Annotated in this window: 15 protein-coding genes; 5 read left to right on the plus strand and 10 right to left on the minus strand. The window is 70.0% G+C overall.

Annotated features, from left to right (window positions below; all coding sequences use genetic code 11):
• Positions 1 to 59: 59 nt before the first annotated feature.
• Positions 60 to 725 (minus strand): response regulator transcription factor, encoded by a 666-nt coding sequence (locus tag COA07_RS14920; RefSeq protein WP_066709293.1) that lies wholly within the window; start codon positions 723 to 725, stop codon positions 60 to 62.
• 25 nt (positions 726 to 750) lie between these two features.
• Positions 751 to 1062, minus strand: a complete 312-nt coding sequence (locus COA07_RS14925; protein ID WP_096641293.1) for a hypothetical protein — start codon at positions 1060 to 1062, stop codon at positions 751 to 753.
• 118 nt (positions 1063 to 1180) lie between these two features.
• On the opposite strand from COA07_RS14925, the gene COA07_RS14930 reads away from it, so the two are divergent.
• The 4 genes from COA07_RS14930 to COA07_RS14945 all read left to right on the plus strand — a co-directional run bounded on the left by COA07_RS14930 (position 1181) and on the right by COA07_RS14945 (position 7226).
• On the plus strand, positions 1181 to 2965 hold the full coding sequence (locus COA07_RS14930; RefSeq protein WP_096641294.1) for an ABC-F family ATP-binding cassette domain-containing protein: 1785 nt from the start codon (positions 1181 to 1183) through the stop codon (positions 2963 to 2965).
• A 115-nt stretch (positions 2966 to 3080) separates the two neighbouring features.
• Complete coding sequence (locus COA07_RS14935) at positions 3081 to 3641, plus strand: RNA polymerase sigma factor (RefSeq protein WP_169924242.1); 561 nt, start codon at positions 3081 to 3083, stop codon at positions 3639 to 3641.
• The gene (locus COA07_RS14940; protein WP_096641296.1) at positions 3613 to 4551 is read left to right on the plus strand and encodes a FecR family protein; all 939 of its coding nucleotides are present in this window, start codon (positions 3613 to 3615) and stop codon (positions 4549 to 4551) included. The genes COA07_RS14935 and COA07_RS14940 overlap by 29 nt, the downstream gene beginning before the upstream one ends.
• Positions 4552 to 4616: 65 nt before the next feature.
• The gene (locus COA07_RS14945; protein WP_066711747.1) at positions 4617 to 7226 is read left to right on the plus strand and encodes a TonB-dependent receptor; all 2610 of its coding nucleotides are present in this window, start codon (positions 4617 to 4619) and stop codon (positions 7224 to 7226) included.
• A gap of 56 nt (positions 7227 to 7282) precedes the next feature.
• Here COA07_RS14945 and COA07_RS14950 read toward each other — a convergent pair whose 3' ends face one another.
• Both COA07_RS14950 and COA07_RS14955 read right to left on the minus strand, forming a co-directional pair.
• Positions 7283 to 8383 (minus strand): purine nucleoside permease, encoded by a 1101-nt coding sequence (locus COA07_RS14950; RefSeq protein ID WP_083956928.1) that lies wholly within the window; start codon positions 8381 to 8383, stop codon positions 7283 to 7285.
• The gene (locus tag COA07_RS14955) at positions 8383 to 10854 is read right to left on the minus strand and encodes a TonB-dependent siderophore receptor (RefSeq protein WP_096641297.1); all 2472 of its coding nucleotides are present in this window, start codon (positions 10852 to 10854) and stop codon (positions 8383 to 8385) included. Before COA07_RS14955 ends, COA07_RS14950 begins: the two co-directional genes overlap by 1 nt.
• 267 nt (positions 10855 to 11121) lie before the next feature.
• On the opposite strand from COA07_RS14955, the gene COA07_RS14960 reads away from it, so the two are divergent.
• Entirely contained in the window at positions 11122 to 12045 is a 924-nt protein-coding gene (locus COA07_RS14960) for a LysR family transcriptional regulator (RefSeq protein ID WP_066712231.1), read from the plus strand.
• Positions 12046 to 12112: 67 nt separating this feature from the next.
• On the opposite strand, the gene COA07_RS14965 is transcribed toward COA07_RS14960, so the two are convergent.
• Genes COA07_RS14965 through xdhA form a run of 6 tightly spaced genes read right to left on the minus strand, consistent with a single transcriptional unit; the run spans position 12113 to position 20074 of the window.
• Entirely contained in the window at positions 12113 to 13204 is a 1092-nt protein-coding gene (locus COA07_RS14965; RefSeq protein ID WP_066712229.1) for a nucleoside hydrolase, read from the minus strand.
• Positions 13201 to 14208, minus strand: coding sequence for an adenosine deaminase (locus COA07_RS14970; protein ID WP_066712227.1), 1008 nt, complete (start codon positions 14206 to 14208; stop codon positions 13201 to 13203). The genes COA07_RS14965 and COA07_RS14970 overlap by 4 nt, the downstream gene beginning before the upstream one ends.
• Positions 14205 to 15485 (minus strand): guanine deaminase, encoded by a 1281-nt coding sequence (gene guaD, locus COA07_RS18420; protein ID WP_157085334.1) that lies wholly within the window; start codon positions 15483 to 15485, stop codon positions 14205 to 14207. The genes COA07_RS14970 and guaD overlap by 4 nt, the downstream gene beginning before the upstream one ends.
• Positions 15479 to 16405, minus strand: a complete 927-nt coding sequence (gene xdhC, locus COA07_RS18425; protein ID WP_066712224.1) for a xanthine dehydrogenase accessory protein XdhC — start codon at positions 16403 to 16405, stop codon at positions 15479 to 15481. The genes guaD and xdhC overlap by 7 nt, the downstream gene beginning before the upstream one ends.
• Entirely contained in the window at positions 16402 to 18681 is a 2280-nt protein-coding gene (gene xdhB / locus COA07_RS18430; protein ID WP_096641298.1) for a xanthine dehydrogenase molybdopterin binding subunit, read from the minus strand. The genes xdhC and xdhB overlap by 4 nt, the downstream gene beginning before the upstream one ends.
• Positions 18674 to 20074, minus strand: a complete 1401-nt coding sequence (gene xdhA, locus COA07_RS14985) for a xanthine dehydrogenase small subunit (protein WP_096641299.1) — start codon at positions 20072 to 20074, stop codon at positions 18674 to 18676. Before xdhA ends, xdhB begins: the two co-directional genes overlap by 8 nt.

Raw genomic sequence — 20074 nt, forward strand, 5'->3', positions numbered from 1 at the left:
ACAGCGAGCCGCGCGCGCGCAGCCCCGCCGGCTCGATCGCGCCCGAATCGGTCACCGCGTCAGGCGTCCGGATCTTCCAGGCTGTAGCCTAGCCCGCGGATGGTGGTGATGACGTCCTGACCCAGCTTCTTGCGGATGCGCGTCACGAACACCTCAATCGTGTTCGAATCGCGGTCGAAATCCTGATCGTAGATATGCTCGATCAATTCGGTGCGGCTCACCACCTTGCCCTTGTGGTGGAGCAGGTAGGACAACAGCTTGTATTCCTGCGCGGTCAGCTTCACCGGCTCGCCGGCGCGGGTGACCTTGCCCGATCGCGTGTCCAGCCGCACGTCGCCCGCGGTCAGCTCGGACGAGGCATTGCCCGATGCGCGGCGGATCAGGGCGCGCAGGCGGGCGATCAGCTCCTCGGTCTGGAACGGCTTGGCGACATAATCGTCGGCGCCCGCATCCAGCCCGGCGACCTTGTCAGACCAGCTGTCGCGCGCGGTCAGCACCAGCACCGGGGTGACCTTCCCCTCCTTGCGCCAGCGGTCGAGCACGGTCAGCCCGTCGATCTCCGGCAGGCCCAGGTCGAGGACGATCGCGTCGTAGTTTTCGGTCGAACCGAGGAAATGCCCCTCCTCGCCATCGGTGGCGAGGTCGATGGCGTAGCCGGCGCCCTCCAGCGTGGATTTCAGCTGCTGGCCGAGGTTCGGCTCGTCCTCGACGATGAGCACGCGCATGTGGGTCTCCCTGTCCTTCGTATCGTCAGTGGCCGGTACGGCCGATCACCTGCCCCGTCCGCCCGTCCACGTCGACCCAGATGACGTTGCCGTCGCGCAGGAACTTGAGCGTGTACACCCCGCTGGGCATCTCCAGGTCGACGCCGATATATTGCGCGCCCTTCATCGTGGGCACCACCCGGCGCTCGATCTCGGGCAACGGCAGGATGCGGCCGTCGCGCGTCGCCTGCCGCGCGGCCAGCCCGTCGTGCGCCTGTTCGGCGGGCACGGCCAGCGCGGGCGCGGCAACCACCGGGAGTAGGACGACCGGGCCGGTCGAAAGGAGGCGAAGCAGCATTCTCACCTGTGCTGGCATAGCGCGAAGGGATTGAACAGCCTGTGAATGACGGTGTCAGGCCCCCGCAACCCGACCATGCAACTTGCCGCCATCCCGCCGGTTCCCTAGGTGCCGCGCCATGGCTGCACCGATATTGGCATATGAGGATCTGGGACTGGTCCAGGGCGCGGGCTGGCTGTTCCGCCACCTCGATCTGTTCGTCGGCGCACGCGACCGGCTGGCGCTGATCGGGCGCAACGGCGCGGGCAAATCGACGCTGCTGAAGCTGATCGCCGGCGCGATCGACGCCGACGAGGGGCGGCGCACGATCGTGCCGGGCACCAAGGTGGTGATGCTGGAGCAGGACCCCGACGTCGCCGGCTTCGCCACGCTGGAGGAATATGTGCTGGCCGGCGCCGGCGCACCCGCCGCCTATGAGGCCGCGGCGATCGCCGACCAGCTGGGGATCGACCTGTCGCGCGAGGCGGCGACCGCGTCGGGCGGCGAGCGGCGCCGCGCCGCGATCGTCCGCGCGCTGGCGATGGACCCGGACGTCTTGTTGCTGGACGAGCCGACCAACCACCTCGACATCGCGGCGATCGAATGGCTGGAGGACTGGCTGAAGCGGTTCACGGGCGCGTTCGTCGTCATTAGCCACGACCGTACCTTCCTGACGCGGCTGACGCGGCAGACCTTGTGGCTGGACCGCGGGCTGCTGCGCCGGGCGGAGGTCGGCTTCGGCGGGTTCGACGCCTGGACCGAGCAGGTCTATGCCGAGGAGGAGCGCAATGCCGCGCGCCTCGATGCCAAGCTGAAGATCGAGGAACACTGGCTGCAACGCGGCGTCACCGGGCGGCGGCGGCGCAACCAGGGGCGGCTGGCCAAGCTGAAGGAGATGCGGGCGACCCGCGCCGCGATGATCGGCCCGCAGGGCGCCGCCGCGTTGCAGGTGGCGGCCGACGACGTGAAGACCAAGGTGGTGATCGACGTCGAGCATGTGACGAAAAGCTATGGCGAGCGCACGATCATCCGCGACCTGACCCTGCGCGTCGCGCGCGGCGACCGGATCGGCATCGTCGGGCGCAACGGCGCGGGCAAGACGACGCTGTTGCGGCTGCTGACCGGGGAGCTGGTGCCGGACAGCGGCACGGTGAAGCGCGCGAAGACGCTGGACGGCATCGTCATCGACCAGCAGCGCAGCCTGATGGCGCCGCAGAAGACGGTGCGCGACGTGCTGGCCGACGGGGGCGAGTGGATCGACGTGCTGGGCGTGCGCAAGCACCTGCACGGCTATCTCAAGGAATTCCTGTTCGATCCGTCGCTGGCGGAGGCAAAGGTGGGGACGCTGTCGGGCGGCGAACGCTCGCGGCTGCTGCTGGCCCGCGAGTTCGCGCGCGAATCGAACCTGCTGGTACTGGACGAGCCGACCAACGACCTCGACCTCGAAACGCTCGACCTGTTGCAGGAGGTGATCGCCGATTACGGCGGCACCGTGCTGATCGTCAGCCACGACCGCGACTTCCTGGACCGCACGGTGACGGTGACGCTGGGCCTCGATGGATCGGGGACGGTCGACGTCGTCGCAGGCGGATACGAGGATTGGGAAGCCAAGCGCCAGCGCCGCCCCGACGCGCGCAGGCCCGCCGCGTCGAAGGCGCCCGCCGCCCCGCCGCCGCCCGCCCCGACGCGCGTCAAGCTGAGCTTCAAGGACCAGCGCGACTACGATCTGCTGCCGGCCCGGATCGAGGCGATCGACCGCGACGTCGCCGCGCGCGAGGAGCGCCTGGCCGACCCGGCACTCTACACCCGCGATCCGGCGGCGTTCGACCGGCTGACGAAGGAGATCGCCGTGCTGCGCGACGAAAAGGACGCGGCGGAAATGCGCTGGCTGGAACTGGCGGAACGGGTCGAGGGCGCGGGCTGACCCCTAACCGCCGCAGGCCCGCCGCGCCGCCGCGCTTTCTCCGGCCGGCCGCGTCGCGACTGTCATCATGCCGCAACCGCCGTTCGCCACAGCGCCGCTGGTCCAGGGGGGACTCATGGCGGGCGCGACACCCACGACGATCGATTGGCTGGCGACGCATATCCTGCCGCACGAGGCGGGGGTACGACGCTGGCTGATTGCCGGCGGCGCCTCGCCTGACGAGGCCGACGATCTGATCCAGGACGCCTATTGCCGGCTCGGCGAGCTGGCGTCGACCGACCATATCGCTTCGCCGCGCGCCTATTTCGTCCGCATCATCCAGAACCTGCGCCGCGAATCGTTCCGCCGGCAGAAGGTGGTGCGGTTCGACATGCTGACGGAAACGCAGGCGTCATCCATCATTGACGAGCGCGCCGATCCCGAACGCGTCGCAGACGCCCGCCGGCAATTGTCGATGGTCGCCGCGGTGCTGACCGGATTGCCTGCCCGCTGCCGGGAGATTTTCCGGTTGCGGCGGATCGAAGGTCTCTCGCAAAGAGAGATCGCGCACCGGATGGGCGTCAGCGAAGGTGTGGTCGAAAATGATGCGGCAAAGGCGATCCGTCACCTCATGTCGGCGATGCGCGCCGATGGCGAGACGCTAGCCGGTGGAACGGCCACCCGCCGACGCGCGTGACGAACGCGACGCCCGCGCGGCGGAATGGGCCGCGCGGCTGGCTGGCGGCGCCTTGCCGACGGCGCCCGCGGCGGACCTGGACCGCTGGCTCGAGGCCGATCCGCGGCATCGCGGCGCGCTGGTACGGGCACAGGCGGCGCTCGCCGCGCTGGCAAGGCCGCCGATGGACGACGTCGTGCCCGCGGCGCCCGTCAGACTGCCCCCGCGTACGCTTGGCCGCCGCGCCCTGCTGGCCGGCGGCGCGGCCTGCGGGCTTGCCGGGCTTGCGATCGCGCTGCGCCCCGTCCCGTCGCTGGCCACCGGCATCGGGGAAATTCGCCAGACCCCGCTGGACGACGGGTCCAGCGTCGTGCTGGACACCGCCACTCGCGTGACGCCGCGCTTTTCCGCCGCCGTGCGCGACCTGCGCCTGGACCAGGGGCGGGCGCTGTTCCGCGTCGCGCATGATCCGGCGCGACCGTTCGTCGTGGAGGCGGCGGGCATCCGTATCCGCGCCATGGGCACCGCCTTCTCCGTCGCACGGGAGGACGGCGTCGAGGTACTGGTTACCGAGGGGATCGTGGAGGTGACCGGCGCCCTGCGTCCGGCGCGGCTGCGTGCGGGCGAGCGCGGGCGCTTCCGCGCCGGAGATGCCGCCAGCACCGACCGGCTGTCCGCCGATGCCATGGCACGCGCGCTGGACTGGCGCGACGGGCGGCTGGAGTTGCAGGGTCAGTCGCTGGCCAGCGCGGTGGCCGCCATCAACCGCTACAACCGCCGCCCGATCGTCGTCGCCGACGCGGCGCTGGCGCGCGAGCCGCTGCACGGCGCGTTCCGCAACGACGATCCCGAAGGGTTCGCGCGCACCGTCGCGCTGACGCTCGGCACGCGCTCGCACGTCGAAAACGACCGGATCGTCATCGGGCCATAAGGAAACCGCGCCGTCGATCGTCCTTGCCGGCGAAGGGGGCGATCGCGCCCCGGCAAGGGGGCAACATGCACATCCACTGGTTTCTCGGCGCCGCGACCGCGGCGATCCTGACGACGAGCACACCGGCCACGGCACAGGTGGCGACGGTCGACATACCGGCGCAGTCCGCCGCCGAAGCGGTCGCCACGCTGGCACGGCAGGCACGTGTCCAGATCCTGGTGTCCGACACCGTCACGCAGGGTCGCCGCGCCCAGCCGGTGCGCGGGCGCATGACGGTGGCGCAGGCGCTGGACCGGATGCTCGCCGGATCGGGGCTGGTCGCGCGCGCCGCGGGCACCGGCACCTGGGTGGTGGTACGCGACGACACGGCCGCCGGCGTGCCATCCTCCGCTGCTGCACCGGACATCGGCGACCACGGCGCCGCCAGCGACATCGTCGTCACCGCGCAGCGCACGGCGGAGCCGCTGGCGAAGGTGCCGTCCAGCATCGTCGCGCTGGGGCGCAGCCGCATGGACCAGCTGGGCGTGCGCGACTTCGCCGATATCGCGCAACTGACGCCGGGCGTGCGCCTGCGCCCCGAAATCAACCAGATCGCGATCCGCGGCCTGTCCTCCAACGCCGGAGCCGCGACCACCGGTGTCTATCTGGACGAAACGCCGATCCAGGTCCGCACCTTCGGCGAGGGCGCTGCCGCCGCGCTGCCGCTGGTGTTCGACCTCGACCGGGTGGAGGTGCTGCGCGGGCCGCAGGGCACGCTGTTCGGCGCCGGATCGATGGGCGGGACGGTGCGCTACATCACCCCGCAGCCGTCGCTGACGCAGACCGACGTCTACGCGCGCGGCGAACTGGCCTTCACGCAGGGCGGTGCGCCGACGTGGGAAGCGGGAGCGGCGGTCGGCGTGCCGATCGTCGAAGGGCTGGCGGGGCTGCGCATCGCCACCGACTATCGCCGCGCCGGCGGCTGGGTCGACCGGTACAATCCCGACACCAATGCGCTGGTCGAGCGCAACGCCAATCACACGATGATCGCCAGCACGCGCGCGGCGCTGCGCGTCGAACCCGCGCCGGGGCTGTCGATCACTCCGGCGGTCTATTTCCAGCGGCGCGAGCGGGCGGACACCGACCAATATTGGGAATCGCGCTCCGATCGCGCGCAGCACCGCTACGTCAACGCCAATCCGGTGCCGCTCGCCAACCGCGATCGCTTCGTCCTGCCCAGCCTGGCGCTGCATTACGACGGCGCGGGCTTTTCGGTGACGTCGAACACCGCGTGGTTCGATCGCCACCAGACGCGCTATTACGACAACACGCTCTACAATTTCGCGGGGTATGAGGATTTCGCGGGCCAGCTGCTGACCGCCAATGGCCCCAATTACGCGATCCTGCCGCGCGGGCTGCGCTCCGACGGCGTGGTGCGCAACACCCAGGCCAATTTCTCGCAGGAAGTGCGCGTCCAGTCCACCGACCCCACGGGGCGGGTGCAATGGCTGGTCGGCGGCTTCTATTCGAACAATCGCCAGCGCAACGTCGAAACGCTGATCGAACCGTCGCTGGAACAGTTCTTCCGCGCGATCTACGGCATCGGCGTGGTCGACACGCTGGGCATCCCGCTGCTGCCCGGCGGGATCAGCTATAGCGGCGACCGGCTGGAGCGTGAGCGGCAGGTCGCGGCATTCGGCAACGTCAACGTCGAGCCGGTCGACGGCCTCCATGCGCAGGCGGGCATCCGCTGGTCGCAGATCCGGCTGGACAATGACAATGTCTTCACCGGCCCGTACATCGGCACGGCGCCGCGGCGCGATGCGGGGCGCACCCGCGAACGTCCGGTCACGCCGCGCTTCGTGCTGAGCTACGACGGGGTGCGCGACGTCAATCTCTACGCCAGTGTCGCCAAGGGCTATCGCGCCGGCGGGATCAACGCGCCGATCGGGCAACGCTGCCTGGCGCAGCTGGCGGCGGCGGGGCGGCCGGTACCGGACGTTCCCTATACCTCCGACAGCGCCTGGTCCTATGAGATCGGTGCGAAGGGGCGGCTGAGGGGGCTGAGCTTCGATGCCAGCGCATTCCGTATCGACTGGTCGAACATCCAGCAGCGCGTCACGCTGGATCCGTGCGCGGTCACCTATACCGTCAATTCCGGGCAGGTGCGTTCGGAAGGGTTCGACCTGGCGATGACCGCGCGCCCGGCGCGTGGCGTCACGCTCGACCTGTCGGTCGGCTATGTCGACGCGCGCTTCACGCAGCGGGTATACGTCAACCGCGGCGCCACATCCGGGGCGTTCGGTACCGACGCGGGCAACGCGCTGTTCCAGGCGGGCACGCCGTGGCAGGTGGTCGCGGGGGGCCGCTACGATTTCGCGCTGGGCGGGCATGAAGCGTTCGTGCGCGGCAATTACGAATTCGCCAGCCGCAATTTCCGCGAACGGTCGAGCCTCGATCCCGACACCGCCTTCTACAATCCGATCCTGGGCGACCGCCCGCCGACGCATTACGTGCGGATGCGCACTGGCATCACGTTCGACCAGGTGGAAGCGCAGCTGTTCGTCGACAATCTGTTCGACGCGCATCCCGGGCTGGAGCGGTTCAACTACGGCGGCCGCTCGCCGTTCTTCGTCAACAGCAGCTTCCGCCCGCGGACCGTCGGGCTGACACTGCTCTATCGCCGCCGGCCGTGATGCCGCCGTCGCCGCACCGTCGCGATCCGCGGCGGTGCGGCGGTGCGGGGCGGGGGTTATTTCGGCGTGTCGCGCTCGTAGCGGGGCCAGTCGGCCAGCAGCGTGTCGACGACCTTCGATCCGACGAGGTACAGGCTCTCCAGCGCGGCGCTCATCCCGCTATAGCCCTCGTTCTCGTGCAACAGGTTGTCGGCGGCGGTGACGCCCGGCGGCGGCTGATCGTAATTGCTGCCTGCGCGCAGCACCATCACGCGGTCGCGGTCGGCGCGGCCGATGCGGGTCAGATAGTCGATCGCCTGGATCGTCCCCGTCTCCTCCATCGCGGAGGTGACGTATTCGCCCTGCCCCTTGGTCCAGTAACGCGTCCAGTCGTTGGCCCAGCCGCTCAGCAGCGCGCCGTGCCAGAAGGTCATCGCCGCCAGCTGATCGCCCTTGAGCACGAACGGCGCGCGCTGCGCATTGGGAAAGCCGGTGTAGCGCCGCCGCTCCGCCGCGATGCCGGGATCGTCGGGCAGCGTCATGTCGCGGGTCAGCGCATAGGCCCAGTCGCGCAAGCCGGCGTTCAGCTCGAACACCTCGCCCGACGGTGTCGGCGGCGGCGCGGGATCGTTCGGGCCGCGCCGCCCGCGCGGGAAATAGCCGGTCTTCCAGTCCTTCGGCATCTCGCGCGCGTCGATCTCATGCGCCAGATCGCCGTCGACCAGATAGCGCGCCCAGGCCGCCGATCCGATCGAGGCATCCTTCGGGTCGATCCCCGCGATTCCCGCCACCAGCCAATAGGCGCGCGACAGGTCCAGCCGCTGGTCCAGACCCAGCGCCATGATCGCGGTCGCCGACTTGATCGAACCGACGCCGGTCACCACCGACAGGATCTGACTGTCGGGATTGTAGTAGAGATCATGATAGCCCTGCGGGAACGGAATCCGCATGGTCAGCCGGCGGCGTTCCTTCCACAGCTGGAACTCGCCGGGCGCATCGCCGCTGTCCGCGCCGATTTCGAACATCGTCACCACGACGACGCGCACCGGCAGCGGCGTGGCGCATGCCTTGCCCGGCACGCAGGCAAGCGCCGCGGGCGTCGCCGCGACCGCCGCGGCGGGGATCATGCCCCCCGCCAGCATCAGGACGGCGGCGACGGCGCGGCGCACCCCGGTCATCAGAACTTGTACACCAGCGAGCCCTGAACGCTGCGCGGGCGTTCGGGCAGGACGATCGTGCCGCCGAACAATTCGGTGAAGTTGGCGCGGAAATACTGCTTGTTGGTGACGTTCTTCACCACCACGCGGAACAGCCAGTTGTTCACCGTGTACGACGCGCCCAGATCGACCAGCGCATAGGCCGGCAGGCGCACCTTCTGCGACTGGCCCGAGAACACCGAGTCGACGCTCACCAGGCTGCCGGTCAGCGCGATCCCGTTGTCGAACGAATAGCTGCCGGTCAGCGAATACAGGTTCTTCGGGATACCCTGCCGCCGCGATGCCTCGCGGTCCGGGATCGGCACCAGCCCGATCGGCTGCCCGCCCAGGTACAGCGCCGGATTGCGCACGTTCACCAGATCCTCGATCCCGAAGAAGCTGAACAGCGATCCCGTCTCCAGCCCGGTCAAGTTGTAGACGTTGACGTGGGTATAGCCCGCCGACAGCAGCAGGTGGCGGTCCACCGCCCAGCGCGCCTCGGCCTCCACGCCGCGGGTTTCCACCGCCTGGTTGGTGACGATCGCCTGCGCGTTGAAGTCGGTGCGCTTCTGCTTGTACACCGACACCGCGGCATACAGCTTGTCGTCGAGCAGGCTGGCCTTCACGCCGCCTTCGTACAGGCGCGACGCGCTGAACCAGTTGCCGCTGGCGACCCCGCCCGGCGCGATTTCGGCACCCTGCCCGGCGATCAGCGTCGTCTGCTGCGCCGCGGTGGCATAGGGGATCAGCCCGAACGGCAGCTTGTACGATGCGCTGGCGGTCCACGACCATCCGCCCTTCGTGCCGCGCGCGCTGGCGGCCGTGCCGCCCTTGATCTTGGTCGGATCGTTGCGCGACACCGCGGCCACGCTGTCGTACCGCCCGCCCAGCGTCAGATCGAGCCCGAAGTTGAAGTCGAGGTCGGCGAGCGCCGCGATCGCGTAATTGGTGTAATGCCCCAGGACGTAATCGGTATAGTCGCGGCCCGATTCCGTCGCCAGCAACCGGTCCGACAGCGCATTATACCCCTGCGTCAGGTCGACGCGGTGGAAATATTCGTAGGTGAAATCCTCGCCATGCTTGAAGCTGGTGTAGCGGATCGACGGCGACAGCTGGAACGAGAATTTGCCCGCGCTGGTGGTGAATGCCTTCGATACGACGATCTTGTCCTCGATCACCCAGGAATCGTGGAATTGCGCGAAGCCGTAGGTATTCTCGTTGATGTTGTAATAGCCGTCGTAGAACAGCTGGTTCTTCACCTCCAGGTCGTTGCCCGGATTGAAGATGATGTCGAAATAGCCCGTCTTCGCCTTGTTATCCAGCCGGTCGTTGCGCCCGGTCAGGACGTCGCGCCGGCTCAGCTTGGCGGTGCCGACATTGGTCAGCGCCAGCTGCGGATAGCTTTGCTGGAAGCACGCATCGGTGAAGGACGCGGCGAACGGCGACGGCGCGGTCACCGTGCCGGCGGCGCACCCGAACGTGCCGAACGGCGAGAAGGTGCCGCGGGCGTCGAACTCGGCCGGGGAGATCTGCCCGTCGCCGTTGGTGTCCAGCGGCTGCGCGCTGCCGGTGATATAGGTGCCGTTGTCGACCAGGTCCTGCGTCAGCCGGTTCCAGCCGCCGTTCTGCTGGCCCTTGAAATTGTGATACATGCCGCCGAATTCGATGCGGACGGTGTCGGTCACGTCATTGTCGAACGCGGCCTGCAGGATCGTCTGCTTCGTCGACATGTTGCGGTAATAGCTGCCCGAATCCTCGATCTCGGCATACAGGCTGTACCCGAATTCGGCCTTGCCGATCTTCGCCGGCCCGCGCAGGTTCGCGCTCAGGACGTTCCGGTCCCAACTGCCGCCGGTATAGGTGATCTCGCCCGCCGGACGGTCCATCAGCGCCCCGCCCTTCACGCGCGCGGACTTGGGCACGAAGTTCATATAGCCGCCGGTCTTCGACGGGCCGTAGATCGGCGAGGCGGGGCCGCGGACGATGTCGATCCGGTCCGACGCACCGATCGGCGTGGGATAGTTGCCCGGATTGTCGAGCCGGCGGACGCCGCGGAAATAGACCTCGCCCGGTGTACCGCGAATGTCGAGCGCGCCGCCGACGCCGAAGAAGGAATTGGTGAAGGTGCCCGGCGCCTGCGCGACCAGATCGTAGATATCGGTGATGCCGAACCGCTCGATCTGCTCCTTGCTGATCGTCGAGGCGGAACGCGGCGTTTCGACCAGCGTCTTGTCGAACCCGAAGATCGAGCCGACGCCGTCGACCGGCAGCGCGTTGAGCGAACCGTTGACGACGATATCCTCGCCCGCCGGCTCCTCGCTGGTCTTCTCCGGCGCCTGCGCCTGTGCCTGCGCCGCGCCGGTCATCGCCGAACAGGACAGCAGCCCCGCGATCGCGATCGTCCAGCCACGCCCGCGCCGCCCGCGCACCATCCCCAATGCCATGCGATCCATTGCTCTCACCCCCTGTGGCGGGCGGCGCGTCCCTGCGCGTGCCCCGCCGTGTCCGACCCCGCCTCTCCCGCGTCATGATGTTATCATTGTCATCGGAATCGATGGGGGGATCGCCGGCCGCGGCCGGTCGCGGCAGCCCCCGCCACGCCGTTCGCCCTGCGCCCGACGGTGCCCCCTTCGCCCCGCCATGGTTGACGTAGGGCGCGTTAACATTGCAATCAAACGCAATGAATATCACGCATCGTTGCAAAAATTAGAGCGCCCATCATGCCCGCCTTTTCGCGTTTCCTGCGCTATTTCCTCGCCGTCGGACGGCTCGGCTCGATCCGCCGTGCGGCCGACGAACTCAACGTCTCCGCCTCCGCGATCGACCGGCAGATCCTGAACGTCGAGGCCGATCTGGGGATGCCGCTGTTCGAACGGCTGCCGACCGGGCTGCGGCTGACCGCGGCGGGGGAGATCATGATGGCGGCGGGCGGCCGCTGGCAGAAGAACATGGCGGACGTTCGCGCGCAGATGGAGGATCTGCGCGGGCTGAAGCGCGGGCATGTCGATATCGCGGTCATCGACGCGCTGGCCAAGGGCCATGTCCCCGCCGCGATCCAGTCGATTCAGACGCGCTATCCCGGCATCACCATCGGGGTTAAGGTGCTGAAGAACGACGCGGTGCGCGAGGCGATCGTGCGCGGCGAGGTGGACATGGGCATCCTGTTCGAACCCGAATCGTATCGGGATCTTCAGGTCCGCGCCTTCGTGGAGGTGGTGCTGGGGTTCCTGACGCCGAAGGGCCATCCGTTCGGCGACCGGCGCGAGGTGCGCTTTTCCGCCTGCGACGGGTCGCCGGTGATCCTGCCCGCCCGCCCGCTGGCGGTGTGCGAACAGGTGGAGGTGCTGGCCGGCACCACCGGGATCGAGCTGCAGCGGCGCGTCGAATCGGACAATATCCAGATGATCATCTCGCTGGTGCAACAGGGGCTGGGGATCGGCGTGCTCACCTCGCTGGACGTGATGACGGAGGTGCGCCGCGGGCTGTTGTCGTTCACGCGCATCGTCGATCCGGTGCTGCGCCCGATGACGCTGGCGCTGTGCACCGCCAGTTCGCGCACGCCGTCGCACGCCGCGGGGATGGTGGTGGGCGAGATCGAAGCCGGCTTCGCGCAGCTCGCCTATCCCGCGGCGCTGGCGGGATAGAATATTCGCGCCGCGACGAACGCGTCGCCCCAGCGCGGGCTGGGCCGACGTTGACCTGCGGCGCGCCTCAGCGCCCCAGCCGCGCGACCTCGCGCTCGATCAACGCCTCCATCCGCGCCGAGTCGATCGCGCGCACCACATCGGCGGGCTGTTCGCCCAACCCCGGGCGATAGGCCGCGTGCCACGACAGCAGGTCGCCGTAGTTCGGGCCGAACATCGTGTCGTAATCGACGTACAGCCGCTCGCGCGCGGTCACCACGCCGGGATCGAGCCACACGGCCGCGGCGATTTCGTCCCACATCGGAAAGCCCGGCTCCATCCGCGCGACGAAGCGCGCCACCTCCGGCGTCGCCGCCGCGGCCAGCCGGTCGCGCAGCGCGCGCGTCAGCTGCGTCGCGGTGGACGGGTCGACCGGCACGACGGTGATCGCGCGCCACGGGCTGCGCGACACGATGCTGGCGGCCTCTGGATCGAAGCGGATGTTGAATTCGCGTCGCGGCGTGTTGACGAATTCGCGCGCGAAGTCGCGCGCCGACCGGTCGTCGCGCACGCGCTGCGGGTTCAGGCTGCCGCCCATATAGACCAGCTCGCGCGCCAGCCCGGCGAAGGCCGGGTCCAGCCGCTGCGCCAGCGCCAGGTTGGTCATCGGCCCGCCCTCGATGATCGTCACCTCGCCGGGGTAGCGACGCACCATGCGGATCAGGAAATTGGCCGCGATCTCGCCCGCGGGCTTCGTCGTGGGATTGCCCCATGGCAGGTCGACCGGATCGTCGGGGCGGTGGTAGGGCGGCGTGCTCTGCACCGTGGGTTCGGCCCACGCCTTCATCCACGCGCCCTTCCACGTCAGCTTGCCGTACAGCGCCTCCCACCGCTCCGTCGCCGCCTCGGTGTTGACCAGCGGATAGGTGGCGCCCGGCACCACCGGCACGTCGCGGCGCCCGACGATCTCCAGCCCGCGCAGCGCCTGCGCGGTGGCGCGGTTGACCCAGACGTTGCCTGATACCGTGGTGATGCCCAGCACCTCCACATCCGGATCGGCCAGCAGCATCATGTGCATCAGGCCGAAGCCTTCGTCGTCGATGATGACCTTGCGCTTCGCCTCGGCCGGGATCGCGACCAGCAGCATCAACAGCAGCGCCGCGATCCGGCGGATCGTCATGCGGGGTGAACCATCGCATCGACCCGCGCGACATGCGCGGCAACCGCATCGGCCGGCAGGAACGATCCGGTGAAGCTGTTGCGCGCCAGCGTCGCCAGCGCGGCGCGATCCAGCCCGCGCGCCGCCGCCACCGCGCGGTAATTGTCGGCGACATAGCCGCCGAAATACGCCGGATCGTCCGAATTGATCGTCGCGCGCAGCCCCTGCGCCAGCATCGCGTCGATCGGATGATCCTCGATCCGGTCGACCACGCACAGTTTCAGGTTGGACAGCGGGCAGACGGTCAGCGTCATCCCCTCGCGCGCCAGCCGCTCGACCAGCGCGGGGTCCTCCAGCGAGCGGTTGCCATGGTCGATCCGGTCGACCGCCAGCACGTCCAGCGCCTGCCGGACGTATTCCGGCGGCCCTTCCTCGCCGGCGTGCGCGACCAGCTTCAGCCCCCTGCCGCGCGCCGCGGCGAACACGCGCGCGAACTTCTCCGGCGGGTGGCCGACTTCGGAGGAATCGAGGCCGACCGCGGTGATCCGGTCGAGCCACGGCGTTGCCTCCGCCAGCGTCGCGAACGCCTCCTCCTCCGACAGGTGCCGCAGGAAACTCATGATCAGCGCGCTGGTGATGCCGTGGCGCGCCTGCGCCTGCGCCATCGCGGACAGCAATCCCTCGATCACCTCCGCGAAGGGGATGCCGCGCGCGGTGTGGGTCTGCGGATCGAACATGATTTCGGCATGGACGACGCCGTCCGCCGCCGCGCGATCGAAATAGGCCGCCGCCAGATCGTGAAAATCCGCGCGCGTGCGCAGCACGTCCGCCCCGGCATAATAGATGTCGAGGAAATCCTGCAGGTTCGAAAAGGCATAGGCCGCACGCACCTCCTCGACGGAGGCATAGGGGATGGCGACGCCGTTGCGCGCCGCCAGCGCGAACATCAGCTCCGGCTCCAGGCTGCCTTCGATATGCAGGTGCAGCTCGGCCTTGGGCAGAGCGGTGATGAAGTCCTTGGTCATGTGAAGCTCCCGGCGCGGCGTCCGCGCAGATAGGTGGCGCGGATCGCACGATCGTCGCCCAGTATCTGGAGCGCGAACAGCCGTTCCGCCAGCGTCGCGCCGCGCGTGCGCCGCGCCATCAGCGGCGTGGCAGCATCGTCCAGCACGACGAAATCGGCCTCCTGCCCCGGTTCCAGCGCGCCGATCCGGTCGGACAGGTGCAGCATCGCCGCCCCGCCCGCGGTGGCCCAGTACAGCGCCCGGAACGGGTCCAGCCGCACGTCGCGCGCCAGCGCCGCCTGATAGGCGAGGCCGGCGGTGTGCAGCATCGACAGCCCGGTGCCCGCGCCCACATCGCTTCCCAGCGCCAGCGCCACGCCGAACCGGTCCGCCTGCGCCAGATCGAGGAAGCCCGATCCCAGGAACAGGTTCGAACTGGGGCAGGTCGCGATCCCCGCGCCCGTCGCCGCCAGCCTCGCGCACGACCGGTCGGTCAGGTGGCACCCATGCGCGAACACCGATCGCGCGTTGACCAGCCCGAACCGGTCGTAGACGTCAAGATAATCCGCCGCGTCCGGGAAGCGCGCCGCCACCGCCGCGCATTCGCGTGGATTTTCCGCCAGATGGGTGTGGAGCAGCACGTCCGGGTGCGCCGCCAGCAGATCGCCCGCCGCCGCCATCTGCGCATCGGAGGAGGTCAGCGCGAACCGCGGCGTCACCGCATAGCCCAGCCGCCCGCGCCCGCGCCACCGCGCGATCAACGCCTCGCTGTCGCCGCGCGCGGTCTCAGGCGTGTCGCGCAACCCCTGCGGGCCGAGGTCCATCAGCACCTTGCCCGACACGATCCGCATGTCGCGCGCCAGCGCCGCCTCGAACAGCGCATCGACCGACCCTTCGTGGACAGTGGCGAACACCAGCGCGCTGGTGGTGCCGTGGCGCAGCAGTTCGTCGAGGAACGCCGCCGCCACCGCATCGGCATGCGCGCGATCGGCAAAGGCCTGTTCGGCGGGGAAGATGTGCCGTTCCAGCCAGTCGAGCAGCTGCTCCCCGTGCGACGCGATGCGGTCCAGCTGCGGATAATGGACATGCGCATCGACGAAGCCGGGGACGATCAGCCCGCCCAGCCGCTCCGCCGGCACGCCCGCGAACCGCGCCACCAGCGCATCATGCGGCCCGCGCGCGACGACCACGCCGTCCTCGACCACCAGCAGCCCGTCCGGCTCGTAGCGGACGGCGGCGGGATCGTCGCGCGGATCGCGGACGACCGACAGGATCTCGCCGCGGAACGCCGTCAGCACGGCGCGCGCTCCAGCCGCAGCAATTGCGCCAGCGTGGCGATCGCGATCACCTCCGGCTCCTTGCCCGTCACCCCCTCCACCCCGATCGGGCAGGTCAGCCGCGCGCGCGCATCGGCATCCACCCCGTCGCGCTCCAGACGTGCCAGGAAGCGCGCGCGCTTGGTCGCCGATCCGATCACGCCGACGAACGCGACCGGATCGCGCCGCAACGCCGCCAGCACCAGCGCATAGTCCAGCGCATGGTCGTGCGTCAGGATGACGATCGCGGCATCCCCCGGCGCGTCGGCGATGCACGCCGCGACCGCGTCCTCGGGCACCGACGTCACCCCGTCGATCGTCGCGAACAGCGGGCGGGTGTCGAACCACGCCAGCCGCAGCGGAAGCCCCGGCAGGTGCCGCGCGATCGCCTGACCGACATGCCCCGCGCCGAACAGGTACAGCGCGCGCGCCTGTTCGCCGATCGTCTCGCTCCAGCGCGCGCCGGCGCGCAGCGTGTCGCCGCGCGCGGACGGCACCGCCGCCACCGCCTCCCCGGTCACCTGCCGCTCGACACGGGTCGCGGTCAGCGTCGTCATCAGCCGCAGGCCCGCCGCCGCGCCCGCGATCCAGCCGAGCGCCTCGCGATCGACATGCTCGACCAGCAACCGCACCCGCCCGCCGCAGCACTGGCCCAGCAGCGGCCCCAGCGGATAATCCTGCACCCGCCACGTCCCCGCCGGATGCGACAGGATCGCGCGCGCCTGTTCGATCGCCTGATATTCCAGCCGCCCGCCGCCGATCGTGCCGTGCGCCGCGCCCGCGGTCACCAGCATCCGTGTGCCGGCACCGCGCGGCGCGGACCCCTCGGTCGCCAGCACGCTGACCATCGCCAGCGGCCCGCGGCGCGCGTGATCGGCCAGGCCGGAAAGCCAGTCGCTCATGCCGCGCGATGCGCCGAGATCGCGCGCAGGATCGCCTCGGGCGTCGCCGGGGCGTCGAGCGGCACCGGCGCGCGCGCGGCCGGCCCGGTCGCGGCGACGGCAGCGGACAGCGCGGAAAAGACCGACAGCGCCAGCATGAACGGCGGTTCGCCCACGGCCTTCGACCGGTTGATCGTCGGCTCGACATTGCCGCCGTCCCACAGCGCGATCGTCATCCGCGCCGGGCGATCCGACGCGGTCGGGATCTTGTAGGTCGCGGGCGAATGGGTCAGCAGCCGCCCGGCATCGTCGAACACCAGTTCCTCGGTGGTCAGCCACCCCTGCCCCTGGACGAACGCGCCCTCGATCTGCCCCAGGTCGATCGCGGGGTTCAGCGAGCGGCCGACGTCGTGCAGGATATCCACCGCCAGCACGCGGCTCTCGCCGGTCAGCGTGTCGATCACCACCTCGCTCACCGCCGCGCCATAAGCGAAGTAGTAGAAGGGCCGCCCCTTGTGCGCCGCGCGGTCGTACAGGATATGCGGCGTGGCGTAGAAACCGGTCGCGGACAGCGACACCCGCCCCAGATGCGCCTTGCGCGCGACGGTGGCGAACGGGATCGTCTCGCCGTCCACGACCACCCCGGCCGGGGTGAACGCCACCGCGCCCTCGTCGCAGCCGTAGGTGCGCGCCAGGAACGCCGTCACCCGCTCGCGGATCGTCATCGCGGCATTGTGCGCCGCCATCCCGTTCAGATCCGCACCCGACGAGGCCGCGGTGGCGGAGGTGTTGGGCACCTTGTCGGTGCGCGTCGCGGTGATACGGATCGCCTCCACCGGCAGCGCGAATACGTCCGCCACCACCTGCGCCACCTTCACGTACAGCCCCTGCCCCATTTCGGTGCCGCCGTGGTTCACCTGGATGCTGCCGTCGGCATACAGATGCACCAGCGCGCCCGCCTGGTTGAGGTGGGTGACGGTGAAGCTGATCCCGAACTTCACCGGGGTCAGCGCGATGCCGCGCTTCAGCACCGGGCTGCCGGCGTTGAACGCGTCGATCGCCGCGCGCCGATCGTCATAGCGCGCATCGGCGCGCAGCCGCGCGATCAGGTCGGGCGCGATATTGTCCGCCACCGTCATGCCGTACGGCGTCACGTCGCGACCCGGCCCGTACAAATTGGCGATCCGCACCTCCAGCGGGTCCAGCCCCAGATGCGCCGCGACCGCATCCATCACCCGCTCGATCGCCAGCATCCCCTGCGGCCCGCCGAACCCGCGAAAGGCGGTGGCGGACACCGTGTTGGTCCGCCAGCGTTCGGACACGATCTCCACATCGGGCAGGAAATAGCAGTTATCGCTGTGGAACATCGCGCGGTCGTTGATCCCCGGCGACAAGTCCACCGTCGCCCCGCAGCGCGACGACAGCGTCAGGCGCAGCCCGCCGATCCGCCCCGCGGCGTCGAAGCCGACGTCCCACGCCACTTCGAAATCGTGGCGCTTGCCGGTCATCACCATGTCGTCGTCGCGATCGCAGCGGAACTTGGCGGGGCGGCCGGTCTTCACCGCCACCAGTGCGGCGGCGGCGGCGAAGGCGGCGGCCTGCGTCTCCTTGCCGCCGAACGCGCCGCCCATCCGCCGCACCTCGACCGTGACGTCGGCGGAGTGGACGTCCAGCACCTGCGCGATCAGATGCTGCACCTCGCTGGGATGCTGGGTGGAACTGAGCACGTGCACCTGCCCCTGTTCCCCCGGCGTCGCCAGCGCGACCTGCCCCTCCAGGTAGAAATGGTCCTGGCCGCCCATCGCGAACCCGCCGGTCAGGCGGTGCGGTGCGGCGGTGAGCGCGGCATCGGCATCGCCGCGCGCCATGCGCTGCACCGGCTCGATCTGCGATCCCGCCGCGCGCGCCGCCGCGATCGTCAGCAGCGGGGGCAGCGGTTCGTAGTCGATCCGCCCCGCCCGCGCCGCGCGCCGCGCCGCATCGCGGCTGGTCGCCGCCACCAGGAACACCGGCTGGCCGACATAGGTGACGACGCCATCCGCCAGCAGCCGGTCGTCGTCGGCCAGCGGGCTTACGTCGTTCTCGCCCGGAATGTCAGCGGCGGTATAGACCGCGACCACGCCGGGCATCGCGCGCACCGCGTCCAGATCCACCGCGACGATCCGCGCATGCGCCTCCCTCCCCTGTCCGAAGGCGAGGTGGAGCAGGTCGCCCGGTTCGGGCAGGTCGTCGATATAGCGCGCGGTACCCGCGACATGCAGCGCGGCACTGTCGTGCGGCAGGGACGGCTTATGCACCGATCGCCTCCACGTCGCGCACCGATACCGCCCGCCCCGCCGCGCGATGCCACATCCGCCACAGCACCGCCGCCGCCGCCTGCCGGCGATAGGCGGCGCTGCCGCGCACGTCGCTGAGCGGGGTGAAATCGCCCGCCAGCGCATCGGCCGCGCGCACGATCGTCGCCTCGGCAAAGGGCTGGCCGGTCAGCGCCGCCTCGCACGCCGCCGCGCGCCGCGGCGTCGCCGCCATTCCGCCAAACGCGACCCGCGCCGCGGCGATCACGCCATCGGTCACGCGCAGCCGCACCGCGCCGCACACCGCGGAGATGTCGCTGTCGAACCGCCGCGACAGCTTGGCGACATGGATCACGTCATCGGCGTGCGGACGGGGCACGAAGATGCTCTCCACGAACTCGCCCGCGCGGCGATCCTGCCGGCCGTAGTCGAGAAAATAGTCCGCCAGCGCGATCGTCCGCCGCCCGTCCGCGCCCGCCAGCGTCAGCGTCGCGTCCAGCGCGATCAGCGCGGGCGGCCCGTCGCCGATCGGCGATCCGTTGGCGATATTGCCGCCGATCGTCGCAGCGTTGCGCACCTGCAACCCGCCGATCCGCCGGACCAGCTCGCCAAGGTCCGGGTGCAGCGCGGCCAGCGCGCGATGCGCCTCGGCATAACGGACGCCAGCGCCGATCGTCAGGCCCGCCGCGCTTTCCTCGATCCGGCGCAATTCGGCGATATCGCCGACGAAGATCACCGTGCCCAGATCGCGCAGCCCCTTGGTCACCCACAAGGCCACGTCGGTCGCCCCGGCGACGACCCGCGCATCGGGGTGCGCCGCCAGCAGCGCGGTCAGGTCCTCGACCGTGGCGGGCGCGTACCAGCCATCGCCCGACGCGCCCGCCGGAATCGCCGCCAGCGCCGCCGCCAGCGCGGCATCGTCGCGCACTACCGGCGCGACATCCCGCCCCGCCGCCAGAATCGGGCCATAGCCGGTGCAGCGGCACAGATTGCCTGCGATCACATCCTCGACCGGCAGTTCGCACCCCGCCGCGCCGATGCTGCGACCGTGCAGCGACATGACGAAGCCGGGCGTGCAGAACCCGCATTGCGAGCTGCCGTTGGCCGCCATGCGCGATTGCAGCGGCGTATCGCCGCCCAGGCTCTCAACCGTCATCAGCGCTTTGCCATGCAGCATCGGCAGGAACTGGATACACGCATTGACCGCGCGCCACGCCACCCGCGCGCCGTCCGCCTCGCCGACCAGCACGGTACAGGCGCCGCAATCGCCCTCGGCACAGCCTTCCTTGGTGCCGGTCCGCCGCAGGCGGTAGCGCAGGTGATCGAGCAGCGTCGCGGTGGCGGGCGCATCCGCCACCTCCACCGTCTCGCCATCCAGGATGAAACGGATCGTCAC

Origin of the sequence: Sphingomonas adhaesiva (genome assembly GCF_002374855.1) — a bacterium.
Classification (GTDB): domain Bacteria; phylum Pseudomonadota; class Alphaproteobacteria; order Sphingomonadales; family Sphingomonadaceae; genus Sphingomonas; species Sphingomonas adhaesiva.